Below are 15,643 nucleotides of genomic sequence, written 5' to 3'. Positions count from 1 at the left end.
GCGAGAGCCGATTCCTCAAGTACACGCTGATGCTGCTCCGTCGACGAGTCCGCGAGTAGCGATCATCTTGTCCGGTACATCGATTCCTATGGTGGAACTCGTATCTGGAATGTTTTTCCACTCCAGACCCATCGTTTCATAGGTGCGCGGTCCGTTGATTATTCCGAACAAATCGTACGCCGCTAAATCGATTGCCGAAAGCGCGAAGGAGTTTTCGATTAGAAACGGCTGCAGGCTTGTCCACAACTGCTCGGGCTTGCCGAACTGGAAAGATTCAATGCGTTCGCGACAGGACCCAATGGATTCCGACATTGAATCCACTGTATGGTCGTAGTACTCATTGGCCGTCGCTTCGCCATAACCACGATGGCCATTGTGCTCCAGTTCAACCACCAGCGAAGGCTGCGCACTGATTGACCCTCGGGAGATTATGAACTCGAATTCGAGAGGCAGATGGTACCGATGCAATGTCAGTTTCATCAGAACAACTCCTCACGAAGCATTTCCACGGCATCAGCCAGCAACGCGTCCCCGTCTCGATAGACATCGCAAACGGGCAAACCAAATTCGACTGAGACACGTTCACGTTCACGTTCCTCGGCAGCTGCCTGACGTGCACCGTTGAATGGTGACGTTTTCACCGTGAACAAGCGTCATCACTTCGTCGCCGCTCCAACTGGCCGAAACATGGTCCAGAATGATGTTCTTTTTATACCGGCTGGTGACCGCATCACCGCGACCTTCCGCTCTCACTCTAAGAAAGCGGACGATTACGTTGCTGGCTTTGATGCCAAGTGTTCCTTTCAGGCAGATGCCATCTCCTGGAGCACTCTGACCTGCGATGGTTATGAAGTCGTTCTTGATAGTCAGATCCGCATCGATTGTCCCTGAGACTCGAAACACCACCGCCCTTGGTCCTTTTGCCTAAATCGCAGCACGCAAGCGGCCTTCGCCGGATGGATTCAAATTCGTGACTTCGTAGAGCTTCCCGCCTCGTCCTCCAACGGTGTACTCGCCATATCCCAAGGCCGACGCATCAGCGAGACACTGTGCGTCATGAATTCACTCTACCGAGCACGCTTAAGCACAGCGAACCAATAGCGACCGAAATCAGGTCACGGTTCCGCCGATGCGAATGGCATTCACCCGAACTACGCCATGAGTCTGTTCCGAAAGACGTTTGGCACTCCGATGACGACGTTCATCATTCAACACCGCATCTCGCACGCTCAGCAATTGCTAGTCACCACTGACGACAACACTTTGAATATTCCCCCAAAGTCTCAGCCGTTTCAACGAAGCCTTCAAAGCAGGCTGCGGATGCTCACCACGGACGCATCGCAAGATGCATCGTCGACATGATGTGCCAGCGGAACAACGGAGACAGTGAATTTCGTCGAGCGAGCCAACGATCGTCTTTTGGCACACTCTCTTTCGGGGCATTGGTGGCGACACATCATTTACCTCCCCAACAGGTTCGATGCTGTCGTGGCCACGTCGGGCAGGACGCAAAACACGTTTTGCCACCAGTCGCCTAGCGGCGAGTGATTTCAAGTATCTGTGCGTCAAGCTGCTTGACGGTGTTCTCGTTCTCGCTCAGTTCGGCAACGTTCTCCGTCGCGAGATCCGACTGCGAGTGATCGTACAACTCACGTGCAACGACTTTGCCGTCTTTGCGCTGCCACCGCGTGTAACGCCATTTGCCGCTGCGAATCGAATACCCCATGCCGCCGCGAGGATACTGGCTCAGTGCCGCTTGCTTCCCAGGCAATGACGGATCCGCGAATATCGGCAACAGACTTTCGCCTTCGCACGATTTGGGCGTCGTTAGCCCGCACCACTGCGCCAACGTCGGGTAGATGTCAATGTATTCCACCAGTGCCTTGGACCGTTCTCCCGATGGGATTCCCGTTCCGCTGAAGATCAACGGAACGTGCGTGTCCAATTCAAAGTTCGTGTGTTTGCACCAGTCGCCGTAGTCGCCAACTTTCCAGCCATGGTCGCTCCAAAAGACAATGATCGTGTTCTCGCGCAGTCCCTGCCGGTCCAGTTCCGCCAGCACTCGGCCAACCTGAGCGTCGACGTACGACACGCAAGCGCGATAGGCGTGAATCATCTTCCGAGTCTGTTCGTCTGACAGATCACCTTTGGCGGGAATGCCGCTGTAAGCTCGCAGCTCACCCCAATTCGTCGTGGCTTGCTCGGCAACACGAACGGGTGCCTCTCGCGACGGAATCTCAATCTCTGCCGGGTCATACATGTCCCAGTACTTTTTCGGAGCTACCAACGGCAGGTGCGGCTTTTTGAAACCAACGGCCAGAAAGAACGGGCGATCGTTTTCCTGACGCAACTGCGTGATCGCGGTGTCAGCGATCACACCGTCGGTGTACGTACTGTCGGAAACATCACCGTTTTCATAAGCGGGACCTTTCGTCGCCAACCGGAGTTCTTTGCCCCTCAGTTTCTTTGCCTTGGCTTGCTTCGTAAGCTCGTCAATCGCCGCCAACGTTTCAGGGGCCGCGTAGGCTGGCATGGAGCAAGCATCCAGGACATCCCAAAACGCTTTGTCGTCTCCACCATGATGATAAATCTTGCCCAGCGAAACAGTTCGGTAGCCGTTCTTCTTAAAAAAACGCGGCATCGACATCGCGTCGGGAAGTGTTTTGTTTAACGGATGGTTCAGGTCATAAACGCCCGTCGTGTCCGGACGCATTCCGGTCATCAGGCTAATACGGGATGCCGCACAGATCGCTTGCTGGCAGTAAGCGCGTTCAAACAAAAGCCCCTGCCGAGCCAACGCATCAATATTGGGCGTGTTCATAAACTCGTCGCCATAACAACCAAGCTCAACACGCAAATCATCGACGCCAATGAACAGAACATTCTTCGGCGGTGTCTGAGCAGTTGCAACTGAGCCAAGGCAAAAGAGGGTAGTCACAACAAGAACAGAAAGTTTCATGCAAGTCTCTAGGTTGTTAGTGGGATAGGCTTCCCGCCTGTCATGTTTACGAACAAGTCATTCGTCATCAAAGTCTACCGGATGATCCCTAGACAAGCTGGAAGCCTGCCACACTTTTCGACTTTAGCCGAGTTATCGAATCCCCTGGCAATGCAATGTTGTTTAATGTGGCGACGGTGGACGACAAACAAGACAATCCAGCGACAACAACAATGACGACCTGCGAGACCGACTGAAGTTGAGCGAACGGAACAGTAGCCGAAAACTCGCTGGGCAAGTATTTTTCCCAACGGAACGCTGACCACTCTCGCGCAAAAGTAGGTAGACTTCCGCGAGGACAGACCGTTGCTAGACGCTCGCGCAACACGCGATACGACGCCAATAAAGCCGTAAGTTCGCACGACGCCTTTTCCCGCTTTCCCTCCCTCATCTTCAAACTCCCCCATGACTTGGCGAGACTGGTACGACGCACTGGAAAAACCGGTTTGGACGCCTGAGCCTGCCACGATCGGTACGATTTGGCAAATCCTATACCCGATCATCTTGGTCTCGTTCGGATACGTCTTCTATCGAGTCGCCCGCAAGCAACTCCCGTGGCCCGTCGCGATCCCTTTCGCGATCAACCTGATCACCAACATCGCGTTCACGCCAATTCAGTTCGGGCTGCGAAACCTCCCGCTCGCCGCGATCGACATCGCGATCGTCTGGACCACGATCCTCTGGGCGATGAAAGCTATCTGGCCCCACCACCGCTGGATCGCCGTCGCACAGATCCCCTATCTGATCTGGGTCACGACCGCGACCGTCCTGCAATTCACAATCACCTGGAACAATTGGTAGCCATCTAGCCAGACATCTACCATGCAATGGTAGATGACTTGATTCCCGAATCGTCGCCGCAATTTTTCCACAGGTGATCGGATGATGCCCAAAAGAATGATCTATTTCGCGAGCGTCGCTTTTTTGGTCGTGATCGGAGTGTTTGTGTTCAACAAGACCACGCGAGCGGGCTATGAATCGGCCGAATACAAAGTGATCGAATCAAGCGGCAAGTTTGAAGTCCGCGAATATCCGGACCTGATGCTAGTCGCCACAACCACTCAAATTGACGCCCAGGGTCGCGATGGCAGTTTCATGAAGCTGTTCCGTTACATCTCCGGCGCGAATGAGTCCGAACAGAAGATTTCCATGACGACGCCAGTGTTTATGGAAAACGACAAAGCGGATTCGGCCGTTCAGATGGGATTCGTAATGCCAAAAGAGGTCGCCGCCGATGGTGTACCGTCCCCGACCGGTTCGGACGTCGATGTTCGCAAACGAACCGGCGGGCGTTTCGCAGTCCTCCGTTTCTCAGGACGGCTCAACGCCAAGCTAGCCAGGGAATCCGAGGCGAAGCTCCGAGCCTGGATGGAAACGAAGGGTCTCATCGCCGACGATTCGCCCCCGAAGTCAGGCGCCACGGGCAGCGGCGTTGAATCCGCTTCCTACGATCCGCCTTTCACACCCGGCCCGCTGCGTCGGAACGAAATTCTGATCCGGTTGAAATAGCTCATGAGCAACGAACTGTCCCTCGCGAACCATGCCGTCGAAGTCTTCTACGACGGCGAGTGCCCCTTGTGTCTGCGTGAGATTCAGCTGCTGAAATGGCTCGATCGCAAAAGCCACATTCAATTCACGGACATCGCGGCTTCCGAATTCAACGCGTCGAAGTACGAAAAGACGTCCACACAGTTCATGGACGAAATCCACGGCCGACTCCCTGATGGAAGCTGGATCATCGGTGTCGAAGTGTTTCGCCAGCTCTACGCTGCCGTCGGTTTCGGCTGGCTAGTTTGGCTCACGCGGATTCCCGGAATCTCGCACGCTCTGAATTTCGGTTACCAAGTCTTTGCAAAAAACCGACTCCGACTGACCGGTCGCTGCAACGCGAAGACGTGCAAACTGGATTGATCCAGAGCCCGCGTCGTTTTCTGCGTCCAAATATTAGAGTCACACGATCGGTGCCCCCGGTATCGCTGACTCAATGCAAAATTGCAGCAGGCGAACCGTTCAACGTGCGCAGCGGCTGTCTGAAAACGCACAGTTAAAACTGCGAAATGCTTGCTAGCTGTCCCGTACTGTCCAGATTCGGCGCGGGGACGGGTGAATACTATTATCGCAGCAGCATTCATGGTTTCAATCTGCCATGCCATCGGTCAGGCAGATCGTTAACCGACCAGATCACCTACCTAGCTGCTTTGATTTGCGTCTTGGCACACCAATTGCGTTCGCTTATGTCTCAACTGTTCGAGCGTCTCACCGGTCATTCCCAGTTTGGCAAACGGCGACGCGTCGTTAACCTCACTACAATCACTGTTAATGGATTTAGAGTCAAACCATGGCGACAACACTCATCACGGGCGCTTCATCGGGAATCGGCAAAGAGCTTGCTATTCAGTTCGCGGCAGGCGGCCAGTATGTCGTGCTCGTCGCTCGCAGCGAGGACAAGCTCAATGAACTCGCCGATCAGATTCGCAAGGACCACGGTGTCAGTGCCACGGTCATCTGTGGCGACTTGGCGACGACAAGTGGCGTCGATCAGATCGTGAACCAAGTGAAAGAGCGTGACATCCACGTCGATACCCTGGTGAACAATGCGGGAATGGGGGCACTCGGAAAGTTCGCCGAATTGTCCATCGACCGACAAACCGACATGTTGATGTTGAACGTTGTTACTCTGACACGTCTGACGCGAGCACTCTTGCCCGACATGATTGAGCGCGGCCATGGCGGTGTTTTGAACGTGGGGTCAATTGCTGCCTATCAAGCCGGCCCAAACATGTCGGTGTACTACGCCAGCAAAGCTTACGTCTTGTCGTTTACCGAAGGGTTGCGAGAAGAACTCGCTGGCACGGGATTGCACGTTACCTGTCTTGAACCGGGCCCGACCGAATCGAGTTTCGGTGAGGATTCTGGCATGGGCAAGCTCGACGTGTTCTCATCCTCCACGATGTCCGCCCAAGCTGTTGCGAAAGCCGGCTACGAAGGCTACTGCGACAACGATGACGTCGTGATTCCCGGATGGAAGAACCGCCTGATGGTGACGTCAACAGGCTTCTTGCCTCGCATTGCAACACGTAAGTTGGTCGGAAAGCTGCAAGGTGTTTAGACACACAACCAACAACAAGCTTTTCGCTTACTTGACCCAAGTCGTTAAATAGTATGCGAGACGTTTGCGCCGACATGAATCACAAAATTCACGAACTACCTGAATTACGGAGACGTCAGCCATGACCATCACAAGCATCAATCCAGCAACCAACGAAACAATCAAATCGTTTGATCCGATGACAAAGGACGACGCGATGGACGCCATTGACGCTGCCCACACCGCGTTCCAAGCATGGCGAAAAACCTCGTTTGATCAACGCAAAGCATGCTTGCAGAAATTTGCAAGCCTCTTGCGAACTGACGCAGATGAGTACGCCCGGATGATCACGCTGGACATGGGCAAACGCATTTCCGAAAGTCAGTATGAAATTGAATACTGTGCCAACATCTCGGAGTTCTATGCCAATGGTGCCGAGGAATTCTTGGCTGACCAGCCAATGAATATTGATGGTGCCGACGCGTACTTGCACCACCAACCGCTGGGCGTCTTGATGGGAGTGATGCCTTGGAACTTCCCGTTCTATCAAGTGGTTCGTTTTGCCGTTCCCAACATCATGGCTGGCAATACGATCATGGTGAAGCACGCCAGCAACGTTCCACAGTGTGCTCTCGCGATTGAAGAGCTGTTCCATGATTGCGGTCTTGCCGATGGCGTTTACACCAACCTATTTATCCCGTCGGAATTTGTAGGAGCGATCGTCTCGGATTCGCGTGTCCAAGGTGTTTCGCTAACGGGAAGCGAACCTGCCGGTGCAGCCGTGGCAGCCATTGCGGGCAGGAATCTGAAACGCAGCGTTCTTGAACTCGGCGGAAACGATCCATTCATCGTTTTGGAAGATGCGGATCTTGATCATGCGATCGAACAGGCTGTTAAAGGCCGCACCGTCAACGCCGGTCAGTCCTGCGTTGCATCAAAACGATTCATCGTTGTGAAAGACGTTGCGGACGAGTTCCTCAACGGTTTCAAGAAGCTAATGTCTGCTCTGAAGCTCGGTGATCCGATGGACGACGACACGACGCTCTCTCCACTGTCGTCCGAAGACGCGGCCGTCAATGTGCAAAAACAAGTGCAGTCGGCGATCGATGCCGGTGCCACGGTTATCTTGGGTGGCGATCGCCCTGATTGCGATGGCGCCTATTTCAACCCGACCATCCTGACGGATGTGACCAAGGACTCGCCGACCTTCGATCAAGAGATTTTTGGCCCCGTCGCCACGGTATACGTCGTCGAAGATGAAGCGGAGGCGATTAAGCTTGCCAATGATTCATCTTACGGCTTGGGCGGGAGCGTATACACGGCCGACATCGAACGCGGCCGTCGCGTCGCCGAACAAATCGAGACGGGCATGATGTTCGTCAACCAGCCGACAAAGTCTCAATCCGAACTTCCATTCGGTGGCATCAAAAACTCTGGTTACGGGCGTGAACTATCTCACCTAGGGATCCTTGAATTCATCAACAAGAAACTGATCCACCTTGGCAGCAAGTAACAGCGATTCATTCGCCCACTCAGCCCATCTGACATCCCATTCAAACTTTAAATTTATAACTCAATGAATCAATACGCACCCAATCTATTATCTGAATTTCGCTGGGATGGTCTCGTCGCCCAAAACCGCGTCGCGATGTCGCCAATGACACGTTGACGAGCGGGGAAAACGATGACAGCCAATTCGTTGATGGCACAGTACTATGCCCAACGCGCATCCGCAGGCATCCTTATCACTGAAGGTACGTTCATTTCCGAGGAAGCTGTCGGATGGGTCGAGGCCCCTGGAATTTGGAGTCCCGAACAGGCCGATGCTTGGAAGCAAGTGGTTGAAGCGGTTCATGCAAAACAGCGGACACCGTTCTTCATGCAATTGTGGCACACGGGACGTGCATCCCATAGCGATTTCCACGAAGGGGCGTCACCTGTCGCTCCCTCGGCAATTGGGATCGAGGACAGTCCCATTCGCACTCCAGTGGGAGAAAAGAAGCCTCGCGAAACACCACGTGCGCTGCGAACCGATGAAATTCCGCGTCTGGTAGAAGACTACCGTGCCGCAGCGGAACGGGCGAAGTTGGCGGGCTTTGACGGCATCGAAATTCATGCGGGAAACGGCTATCTGCTTGACGAGTTCTTGCAGTCGAAGACGAACCACCGAATTGACCAGTACGGTGGTAGTCTTGAAAATCGATTCCGAGTTGTCCGAGAAATCATCGACGCTTGCAGCACGGTTTTTGATAGATCGCGCATCGGCGTCCGCATCTCGCCGAACGGAGAATTCAATGAGATGGGGTCCCCCGACTTTCGAGAAACCTTTCTGTATATCGCCGAGCAGTTGGACGACTACAAGCTTGCTTGGCTCGACATCCTGGATGGTCTCGCGTTCGGTTTCCACGAACTGGGTGACCCGATCACGCTGTCAGACATTCGCGAAGTGTACAGCGGTCGATTGATGGCGAACTGTGGTTACGATCGCGACCAGGCTGAAAAGGCTGTCGCAGATGGCTTGGCGGACCTAGTTGCTTTCGGCAGACCCTTCATCAGCAATCCCGATTTGGTGGAGCGATTCGCCAACGATTGGGCGTTCAATGAACCGGCACCGCAAGAGGTTTGGTATTCGCCGGGACCGGAAGGATACACGGACTTTCCAACCTACCAGGAAAGTGAAGAACAGAGCCTAACTGCTTCAGCAAGATAAATCAGACCGCCTGAATTTGCACGGTGATTGAATCGAAGGTGTTGTAATCACCATTTACCACTCAACCATAAGGAACATCGTCCATGACGACTCAATCATCGCAACTGACCAAGTCTAAAAGGCATTCGATTGCAGGGGTTCATCGTTCGGGATCACCTTGACGCTAAGCACGAATTCGCTGAGGAGATGTCTGCCTTGATCAAATCGAACAAAGTGGTCTGGGAGGAGTCCGTCACCGAAGGTCTGGGAAACGCCACCCCCGCATTCATGGGCCTCTTCGATGGTGACAACCTCGGCAAAAAGCTGGTACGGATCAGCTAACAACTTGGCTGGGATTTCACGGAGACGACTTCAGGCGTCTACATCGGACGCCACACTTCAAAGGAGTAATTAAAACGATGTCTGGAGCACTGACTGAAGAACAGCAATCGACGTACGACGATTTTAGAGAATCGGTCAACATGCAGCCAAAGGAATTGGAAGAGTGGCTGGAGACCAAGGAGTCTAAATCGGTAGGAGATTCAGACGGCGGTGAATCCACCGGCCACCGATCGGGTCGCAAGATTATCGAGATCAAACGAACGAACAAGTCGGAACTGACCTCCGAACAGCTTGATCACATGAACAAGGTATGCGGCTACATCAAACGGCATCTGGCCCAACGCCCAGACGGCGACATTACAGAAACCAACTGGTACTACAGTCTGAAGAATTGGGGCCACGATCCAACCAAAGCGTAACGATGCACAGTGTTGTATAAAGTCAGTCCGTCCGACAGCAATCGACTCCCGCAGCGATCCCATCTACGGACTGCGAATCCCAGCGCCAGCGAGTCATTGAAAGTCGTTATCCTTAGGCGAATGCATCGCCGCGTCCGTTTAGGAGAATAGCACTGTGACAAAAACCTGCCCGATGGCATCTTGGCTTTCCACGTCCGTAGTCGTCGCAACAGCAACGATGCTCTCCCAGTGCTTATCAATTCCTGTCCTTGGCGAAACGCCAATCCCGCAAGACGTGGCGAATCGGGTAGCGAGAGTAGATTCAGAGGCGGCCAGAGATCACCGCACCAAAGTCCAGATTGCGGCGCACCGGGGCGGCTACGAGAACGACAAAGCTGACAACGCGCCCGAGAATTCCGTCGCCAACATTCGCAACTGTCAGAGCAAGGAATACGAGTTCTACGAAACCGATATCCAACGAACACAAGACGGTCATTTCGTCATCCTACACGATCCAACCATCGATCGCGAAACCTCAGGATCAGGTAAAGCGAGAGAAATGAGTTTGAAGGAGCTTAGAACGCTTCGCAAGAAGTTTCGCGACGGTACGCAGTCTGAACATCGAGTCGCTACCTTGGAAGACTTTTTGGTCGAGGGCAAAGGCCGGGTACTGTTCAAAGCCGACTTGAAACCGGGAGTAAAACAGTATTTCAAGGAAATCATGGAGCTCGTCACTCGTCGCCAAGGCGGCAGCGGCATTGTGTTCCGAGTGCCCTATCGTGACGCAAATCTTTACGACGCTTATCGGTCCAATGGCGTCACACTCGACCGTGATCTGCTGATGTTCATGGTGTCCAACGAGAAACAGATTGACGATGTGAAGAAACGATTCAACCCAACGATGATCCAAGTCAACCTGTCCAAGACTGACCCTGCCAACGAACGCACTTTAGAGCTAATTCGCTACGCCGCCAGCAAAGGCTTCCGCGTAGAAACACACGCCGAAGGTACGGAACAAGACTGGCGTCAACTAATCCAAGCCGGAGTACGAATCTTCCACACGTCGAAGCCCGCCAAGATGAGAGTCTTCTTAAGTCAATTGGAAGTCGAGAACGAGGAGTAGAGTCGAGGCCTTGGAACTTTACAGTCTTCCTGAACCTCGAGTGCACGACGGGCGATCAACACACTGCCGTTATTAACACCAAGCTGCTTTGCGATGATCGCGATCAATTATTCGAGCGACATCAGCGGACGCTTCAGCTAAGCAACGCGACCATAGATATCTTCGACGATGTCATAGGCCTAAATACTTCTCGTCATCAGAAGCTGCCTCATCCGGCAGGCGGGATTCATCCCAAGCCTGGTAAGTCTCGTCTGTGTCTAGTTTCCAAGCGGTGCTGAACTCTCGAAGTCAGTCGAACCCACCGTATAACAAGAAGATCGTGGCTAAAGGACTCGATTGGGCAACCTTGCTGCCGCGTGACGGCGAAGAACTCGAAAGACACTACCGTCCTATCCTTTATGTACCGAGCAAGAAGTCCGGGATGCTCGGGGCAATCTTCAAAAAGGCGCGGCAGAATACTGTTTGCTGCTCAAAAGCGCTAGGACCTTCGGAATTGCTGGACGGAGTGATTCGACGTCTGCTTTTTTCTTCGTAAGCATTGACTTGCGGCCCGTTACCTGTACCCTACAGCCATATAGAGTGAGTGATCGCTCCTCGCGACTTCACCGAACCAACGTGCCACCTCAACTCGCATGAACTGAGTGATATGCCTCCACCTGTAAATCGCAGCGTTCGACTCCCGCGTCTTGCCTTTGTTGTGCGGATACTCTTTGCGTTGTTCCTGTTCGGCACGGGGATCATGACGATGGGGTTTGGCATCAATGGGTATCCGGTGGGTGATCCACCAACTGAGCTGGATCAATTCATGATCGCGCTCGAGAAAACGGGCTATTTGATTTTTTGGGTGGGCTTGCTGAAGACGGTCGCTGGCGGGCTGATGTTTTTCCCGCGGACAACGCCGCTGGCGATCCTGATGGCGTTGCCCTATGCGTTCAATATTTTGCTGTACGTGATCTTCTTTGCTCACCAGTACCTTGTCGTCGGCCTGCCCGATTTCGCGGCGTGCGCGTTGCTAATTTATTGTTACTTCGATTGGTATCGCCCGATTTTTGCGGGACCCACGGAAGTGACTCAGCCTGCGACGGTTTCGATTCAGAATTCAAACGGAGGCGAACATGCAATTTGATTCAGAATCCTCGCCCGGTTTTGCGATCGGTCGCGTTGCTTATCTGATCCGGTCGGGCATGGCTGCGGTGCTGAAGAGTGCTGGTTGGCCGTTTTCGCCGGAGGAAACGCAGACGCTGATCACGTTGCTAGATGCCGGCCGACCGTTGAGCATGAATGAGTTGGCGGCACTGATGATTCGTGATCCAACGACGGTGAAACGACAGTTGGATCGACTGGTCCAGCAGAAGTTTGCCCAGCGGAGCGAATACAGCGAAGACGCTCGGATCGTGATGGTCGGATTGACTCGCCGCGGCGAGCGAAAGCTCCAAACCGTCCTGCCCCTGTTAGACGACTTGCGAAAATCCACGCTCAACGGCATCTCGAAGTCGGACCTGGAAGCGACGCAGAACGTTCTGCGGAAGATGCAGAAGAACCTAACCAGACACATGTCGAAGGAATAGTCTTATGAAAAATCTTATCGCTACTCTCTGCCTCTTGGTAACGGCTGCTGGCGTTGCCAGCGGACAAACGCAGGTCGAGCCCGACACGGCACTTCGGATGCTCAATGCTCAGCAGCAACAGTTCCAGAAGGGAGTTATCAAAGTTGCGGACAACGTTTACACCGCAGTTGGGTTTCACGGAGCGAACACCTCAATGATCGTCGGAACGGACGGCGTGATTATCGTCGATACTCTTTTCGGTCCAACCAGTGCAGCCAAAGCGGCTGAGGCATTTCGGCAATACAGCGACAAGCCGGTCAAGGCGATCATCTATACGCACAGCCATGGCGATCACATTGGTGGAGCTAGTGCCTTTGTCGGCGATGAGAAACCGGACATCTATGGCACGGAGACCTTTGGTTCGGCCGAGGGCGTCAACAAAGCGGTTGATCCGGTAAAGCAGAAGCGAAATATTCGCCAGTTCGGACGGAATCTCTCGTCGTCGGAGATTATCAACCGCGGTGTTGCTCCGGCGGGTACAGACGATGGCGATCGCGGCAAACGATTCCTTCCACCGACCGTCACCGTTCCCAGCAGCGGACTCAAAACGACGATCGCGGGTGTCGAAATCGAATTCCACATCGGCCCAGGGGAAACCGACGACGCGATGTTTATCTGGCTCCCGAAGGAGAAGGTGTTGCTGGCGGGCGACAATTTTTACAGCTCCTTTCCCAACCTGTATGCAATCCGGGGCACGGCCTATCGCGACGTGCTGAATTGGTCCGAAAGCGTCGGGAAGATGGCCGCGCTCGAACCACACGTTGTCGTTCCTGGCCACACGATGCCCATCCAAGGACAGGAAGCGGCTACGACGGCACTTACGGACTACAGCGAAGCGATTCGCAGTGTGTACGACCAAACGGTGCGAGGCATCAATGCCGGAAAAGGTCCCGATCAACTCGCTCACGAAGTCAAACTCCCTGAACACTTGAAAGACAAACCGTATCTGCTTCAGTTTTACGGCACGGTACCGCATGCCGTCCGAGCGATCTATTCAGGTCTGTTGGGCTGGTACGACGGAAACCCAACGACGCTGAGTCCGATGGCACCTAAGTTGAAAGCGAGCAAGATTGCTCAGCTCGCCGGTGGCACGCAAAAGTTGACCGAGCGAATGAATACTGCATTGGCAGAGCAAGACTTCCAATGGGCATTGGAGTTGTCGGATCATTTGAAATGGTTGGACGACGGCGACAGCAAGCTGGCCCGCAAAGTAAAGATTGAGTCACTCCGAGGGTTGGCCGCACGCGAGTACAACGCGCCGAACCGGAACTATTACCTCAGCTACGCCAACGAGCTCGAATCCGGCGAGTTGAGCGACCTGTGGTTTTAGTCACTGGTGGTGAGTTTGGTAGTGGATCTTGTGAACGATCCCACGCGGAGGATCTTTAACAAGATCCACTACACTTTGCGATTTCGCCACTTTGGATTCATCCGGATAGTCTAGTCAAAACCGCTGCAGAAAACCGATGGCAAAACAAACGAACGGCGAGGCGAACTTGCTGACATTGCTGCAAAACATGCGGCCAGAATTGCACGATGGCGAATACGTGTTTTGCGTTTTGGAACCAGCAGCCGCGGCCGATCTTTGTCTTTCACCCATCGGTCAGTTTCTTGAAGAGGAAGGTTGGACGCTGATACTCGCGAAGGACGAAGCGGAAGCGAACCATCTCGATTCCGCTTTCCCTTGCAGAAAGATCACTCTGAAAGTGCACTCCAGCCTGGATGCGATTGGCTTCCTTGCCGTCGTCACTGAAAAGCTCGCGCAACAAGGAATCAGCGTCAATGCAACCTCAGCCTTCTTTCACGACCACCTTTTCGTTCCGTCGGAGAGAGCCGATGACGCGATGCGTGTATTGGGGGACGTGGTCAAACAATCGCATCGCTCGCAGTAACGATTCGTCGAACCTTCACGATGAAGAGATAAGCCACTTGTACATCACGTAGGCATCGACGTAGCCGAGCTTCGTGTGTCGAAAGGCCTTAGGCAATGTTCCAACGATTTCAAACCCGTGATGTTGCCATAGATTCACGGCACGCTCGTTTGTCGAGATGACGAGGTTGTACTGCATCGCTTTGAATCCGCGAGCGACCGTTTCGGCTTGGGAGTGTTCGCACATCGTCGACGCGACGCCCCTGCCGCGAGCCGCTTCGCCTACGACGTACCCACAGTTGGCGACGTGTGCCCCCAGTTCGCTCTGATTGGGCTTGATGTAGTAGGTCCCAACACCTCGCCGAGGTCGTCCACCGCGACGATCGTCGCTGCGGGCACATCAACCCAAGCCACGCGCGCTTCCGCCTCCGTGATGTTCGGCGAATACGGATACGTCTCGCCCGCCCGAAAGACGGGCTCGAGGATTTGCCAAACGGACGGCCAATCATCGGGTGGAAAGAGCCGCAGAGTTGTCATCAACTTTCCCAATCCATTCGCTTGTTTGTTCAATTGCTACGTTCTGGTGAACGTTCAGTGATGAAATCCACAGCGTGATTCTTGCCCTTTTCTTCAATGAGTTCGTATTCTACTCGCGGCGGAACATCGACGTAGGTCGACAGGCGATCCTATCGAAAAGTACCAACCCTTTCCACGTCCAGCCAATCCGCTCCCATGTCGGTTTCATCTGATGGACAGGCTGCAGATTCAGTTCACTGCATACCTGGCAAGAAACATTTCGACCGTTTGGGCGACGATTTGATTGCGTTTGCGGCGTGAGGGTGGAGGCTCGCCATGGACGATGGTTGGCCAGAAGGCAAACGTCCGCAGCAGCCCGACAAACTGCATCGCTGCGAACTCTGCGTCGGCTTCGAGTAGACAGCCGGAAGCTTGCGCTTTCTTCATCCATGTAGTCACTCGCCGAATGAAGAATCGCTGATCGACCTGCTGGCCTGCATCCGGTTCCCCCAACACGCGTGACAATCCGGCTCGGGAAAGTGCCTGGACATCTTCCGACGTGAAAAAGTCAATTTCGGAATGCGCAAGCTCCGTCAACTGTTCGGCGAGATCACGCGAATCGTCGAACTCGCATTCCGGCAATTGCTCGACGCGGAACTTTAGTTCCTCAATGATCTCGACAAACAGAGCTTCCTTGCTGTCGAAATGGTTGTACAGCGTCCGTTTGCTGACCGAAGCGGCTTCGGCGATGCCGTTCATGCTGGCAGCAAGATAGCCGTACTGCTGAAACGCCTCGACAGCCGCCTGCACGATCGACGCTCGTTTGCGATCGGTCAGGCGTCCATGGAGCTCTGGCTCAGAAGGTACACTTTGCGTTTTACTTTTTCCTGGCATGATGTAAAGTATACCGCACAGTTTACTTTTTTCAAGTAGAACTGCCAGCCTATCGTTCGCAGTTTGCAACAGGCAGGCTGCCTGTTCTACCTATGCGTTGGGCAACTTATGCGTTTTC

At 53.7% G+C, this 15,643-nt stretch carries 20 protein-coding genes; 15 read left to right on the top strand and 5 right to left on the bottom strand.

All coding sequences use genetic code 11. From position 1 onward, the window contains the following. Positions 1-15 precede the first annotated feature (15 nt). On the bottom strand, positions 16-480 hold the full coding sequence (locus K239x_RS28605; RefSeq protein WP_419190013.1) for an enolase-like domain-containing protein: 465 nt from the start codon (positions 478-480) through the stop codon (positions 16-18). Beyond that, positions 480-641 carry a hypothetical protein gene (locus K239x_RS28600; RefSeq protein WP_419190012.1) on the bottom strand — a complete coding sequence of 54 codons (162 nt, stop codon included), beginning with the start codon at positions 639-641 and terminating at the stop codon, positions 480-482. Before K239x_RS28600 ends, K239x_RS28605 begins: the two co-directional genes overlap by 1 nt. A gap of 1 nt (position 642) precedes the next feature. On the opposite strand from K239x_RS28600, the gene K239x_RS29045 reads away from it, so the two are divergent. Both K239x_RS29045 and K239x_RS13330 read left to right on the top strand, forming a co-directional pair. Beyond that, entirely contained in the window at positions 643-891 is a 249-nt protein-coding gene (locus K239x_RS29045; RefSeq protein ID WP_145418549.1) for a hypothetical protein, read from the top strand. Between the two features lie 267 nt (positions 892-1,158). Beyond that, the gene (locus K239x_RS13330; RefSeq protein WP_145418548.1) at positions 1,159-1,362 is read left to right on the top strand and encodes a helix-turn-helix transcriptional regulator; all 204 of its coding nucleotides are present in this window, start codon (positions 1,159-1,161) and stop codon (positions 1,360-1,362) included. A 172-nt stretch (positions 1,363-1,534) separates the two neighbouring features. On the opposite strand, the gene K239x_RS13325 is transcribed toward K239x_RS13330, so the two are convergent. Further along, positions 1,535-2,959, bottom strand: a complete 1,425-nt coding sequence (locus K239x_RS13325; protein WP_145418547.1) for a sulfatase — start codon at positions 2,957-2,959, stop codon at positions 1,535-1,537. Between the two features lie 444 nt (positions 2,960-3,403). Here K239x_RS13325 and K239x_RS13320 point away from each other — a divergent pair, with 444 nt between their 5' ends. The 13 genes from K239x_RS13320 (at position 3,404) to K239x_RS13265 (ending at position 14,137) form a co-directional block, all read left to right on the top strand. Next, positions 3,404-3,799, top strand: coding sequence for a TspO/MBR family protein (locus K239x_RS13320; protein ID WP_145418546.1), 396 nt, complete (start codon positions 3,404-3,406; stop codon positions 3,797-3,799). A gap of 84 nt (positions 3,800-3,883) precedes the next feature. Next, complete coding sequence (locus K239x_RS13315; RefSeq protein WP_419190089.1) at positions 3,884-4,507, top strand: SOUL family heme-binding protein; 624 nt, start codon at positions 3,884-3,886, stop codon at positions 4,505-4,507. 3 nt (positions 4,508-4,510) lie between these two features. Next, positions 4,511-4,909 (top strand): thiol-disulfide oxidoreductase DCC family protein, encoded by a 399-nt coding sequence (locus tag K239x_RS13310; protein WP_145418544.1) that lies wholly within the window; start codon positions 4,511-4,513, stop codon positions 4,907-4,909. A 427-nt stretch (positions 4,910-5,336) separates the two neighbouring features. Continuing rightward, a complete protein-coding gene (locus tag K239x_RS13305; RefSeq protein ID WP_145418543.1) occupies positions 5,337-6,107 on the top strand; it encodes an SDR family NAD(P)-dependent oxidoreductase in 771 nt (256 codons plus the stop codon). A 121-nt stretch (positions 6,108-6,228) separates the two neighbouring features. Then, positions 6,229-7,599 (top strand): NAD-dependent succinate-semialdehyde dehydrogenase, encoded by a 1,371-nt coding sequence (locus K239x_RS13300; protein ID WP_145418542.1) that lies wholly within the window; start codon positions 6,229-6,231, stop codon positions 7,597-7,599. A gap of 171 nt (positions 7,600-7,770) precedes the next feature. Then, the gene (locus K239x_RS13295; protein ID WP_419190011.1) at positions 7,771-8,796 is read left to right on the top strand and encodes an alkene reductase; all 1,026 of its coding nucleotides are present in this window, start codon (positions 7,771-7,773) and stop codon (positions 8,794-8,796) included. A gap of 195 nt (positions 8,797-8,991) precedes the next feature. Continuing rightward, positions 8,992-9,117 (top strand): hypothetical protein, encoded by a 126-nt coding sequence (locus tag K239x_RS28590; RefSeq protein WP_419190010.1) that lies wholly within the window; start codon positions 8,992-8,994, stop codon positions 9,115-9,117. Between the two features lie 77 nt (positions 9,118-9,194). Then, positions 9,195-9,536, top strand: coding sequence for a DUF3140 domain-containing protein (locus K239x_RS13290; protein ID WP_145418541.1), 342 nt, complete (start codon positions 9,195-9,197; stop codon positions 9,534-9,536). A gap of 154 nt (positions 9,537-9,690) precedes the next feature. Beyond that, entirely contained in the window at positions 9,691-10,638 is a 948-nt protein-coding gene (locus K239x_RS13285; RefSeq protein ID WP_145418540.1) for a glycerophosphodiester phosphodiesterase family protein, read from the top strand. 646 nt (positions 10,639-11,284) lie between these two features. Next, positions 11,285-11,764 carry a hypothetical protein gene (locus K239x_RS13280; RefSeq protein WP_145418539.1) on the top strand — a complete coding sequence of 160 codons (480 nt, stop codon included), beginning with the start codon at positions 11,285-11,287 and terminating at the stop codon, positions 11,762-11,764. Then, positions 11,754-12,206, top strand: coding sequence for a MarR family winged helix-turn-helix transcriptional regulator (locus K239x_RS13275; RefSeq protein ID WP_145418538.1), 453 nt, complete (start codon positions 11,754-11,756; stop codon positions 12,204-12,206). The genes K239x_RS13280 and K239x_RS13275 overlap by 11 nt, the downstream gene beginning before the upstream one ends. Positions 12,207-12,210: 4 nt before the next feature. Then, positions 12,211-13,575 carry an alkyl/aryl-sulfatase gene (locus K239x_RS13270; RefSeq protein WP_145418537.1) on the top strand — a complete coding sequence of 455 codons (1,365 nt, stop codon included), beginning with the start codon at positions 12,211-12,213 and terminating at the stop codon, positions 13,573-13,575. Between the two features lie 136 nt (positions 13,576-13,711). After that, the gene (locus tag K239x_RS13265; protein ID WP_145418536.1) at positions 13,712-14,137 is read left to right on the top strand and encodes an ACT domain-containing protein; all 426 of its coding nucleotides are present in this window, start codon (positions 13,712-13,714) and stop codon (positions 14,135-14,137) included. 15 nt (positions 14,138-14,152) lie between these two features. Here K239x_RS13265 and K239x_RS29040 read toward each other — a convergent pair whose 3' ends face one another. After that, positions 14,153-14,434 carry a GNAT family N-acetyltransferase gene (locus K239x_RS29040; protein WP_473163591.1) on the bottom strand — a complete coding sequence of 94 codons (282 nt, stop codon included), beginning with the start codon at positions 14,432-14,434 and terminating at the stop codon, positions 14,153-14,155. Between the two features lie 446 nt (positions 14,435-14,880). Beyond that, positions 14,881-15,525, bottom strand: coding sequence for a TetR/AcrR family transcriptional regulator (locus K239x_RS13255; RefSeq protein WP_145418535.1), 645 nt, complete (start codon positions 15,523-15,525; stop codon positions 14,881-14,883). Positions 15,526-15,643 lie beyond the last annotated feature (118 nt).

This window comes from Stieleria marina (genome assembly GCA_007741555.1).
Classification (GTDB): Bacteria; Planctomycetota; Planctomycetia; order Pirellulales; family Pirellulaceae; genus K23-9.
The sequence above is the reverse complement of the archived record's forward strand: the minus strand, read 5'-3'. Positions and strand labels throughout refer to the sequence as shown.

Excerpts from the sequence above, each read along its gene's own strand:
- K239x_RS13320 (WP_145418546.1), top strand. The coding sequence starts at position 3,404 with ATGACTTGGCGAGACTGGTACGACGCACTGGAAAAACCGGTTTGGACG.
- K239x_RS13295 (WP_419190011.1), top strand. The coding sequence starts at position 7,771 with ATGACAGCCAATTCGTTGATGGCACAGTACTATGCCCAACGCGCATCC.
- K239x_RS13265 (WP_145418536.1), top strand. The coding sequence starts at position 13,712 with ATGGCAAAACAAACGAACGGCGAGGCGAACTTGCTGACATTGCTGCAA.
- K239x_RS13330 (WP_145418548.1), top strand. The coding sequence starts at position 1,159 with ATGAGTCTGTTCCGAAAGACGTTTGGCACTCCGATGACGACGTTCATC.
- K239x_RS13275 (WP_145418538.1), top strand. The coding sequence starts at position 11,754 with ATGCAATTTGATTCAGAATCCTCGCCCGGTTTTGCGATCGGTCGCGTT.
- K239x_RS13305 (WP_145418543.1), top strand. The coding sequence starts at position 5,337 with ATGGCGACAACACTCATCACGGGCGCTTCATCGGGAATCGGCAAAGAG.
- K239x_RS13280 (WP_145418539.1), top strand. The coding sequence starts at position 11,285 with ATGCCTCCACCTGTAAATCGCAGCGTTCGACTCCCGCGTCTTGCCTTT.
- K239x_RS13270 (WP_145418537.1), top strand. The coding sequence starts at position 12,211 with ATGAAAAATCTTATCGCTACTCTCTGCCTCTTGGTAACGGCTGCTGGC.
- K239x_RS28605 (WP_419190013.1), bottom strand. The coding sequence starts at position 480 with ATGAAACTGACATTGCATCGGTACCATCTGCCTCTCGAATTCGAGTTC.
- K239x_RS13300 (WP_145418542.1), top strand. The coding sequence starts at position 6,229 with ATGACCATCACAAGCATCAATCCAGCAACCAACGAAACAATCAAATCG.
- K239x_RS13255 (WP_145418535.1), bottom strand. The coding sequence starts at position 15,525 with ATGCCAGGAAAAAGTAAAACGCAAAGTGTACCTTCTGAGCCAGAGCTC.
- K239x_RS13310 (WP_145418544.1), top strand. The coding sequence starts at position 4,511 with ATGAGCAACGAACTGTCCCTCGCGAACCATGCCGTCGAAGTCTTCTAC.
- K239x_RS13315 (WP_419190089.1), top strand. The coding sequence starts at position 3,884 with ATGCCCAAAAGAATGATCTATTTCGCGAGCGTCGCTTTTTTGGTCGTG.
- K239x_RS13290 (WP_145418541.1), top strand. The coding sequence starts at position 9,195 with ATGTCTGGAGCACTGACTGAAGAACAGCAATCGACGTACGACGATTTT.
- K239x_RS13325 (WP_145418547.1), bottom strand. The coding sequence starts at position 2,959 with ATGAAACTTTCTGTTCTTGTTGTGACTACCCTCTTTTGCCTTGGCTCA.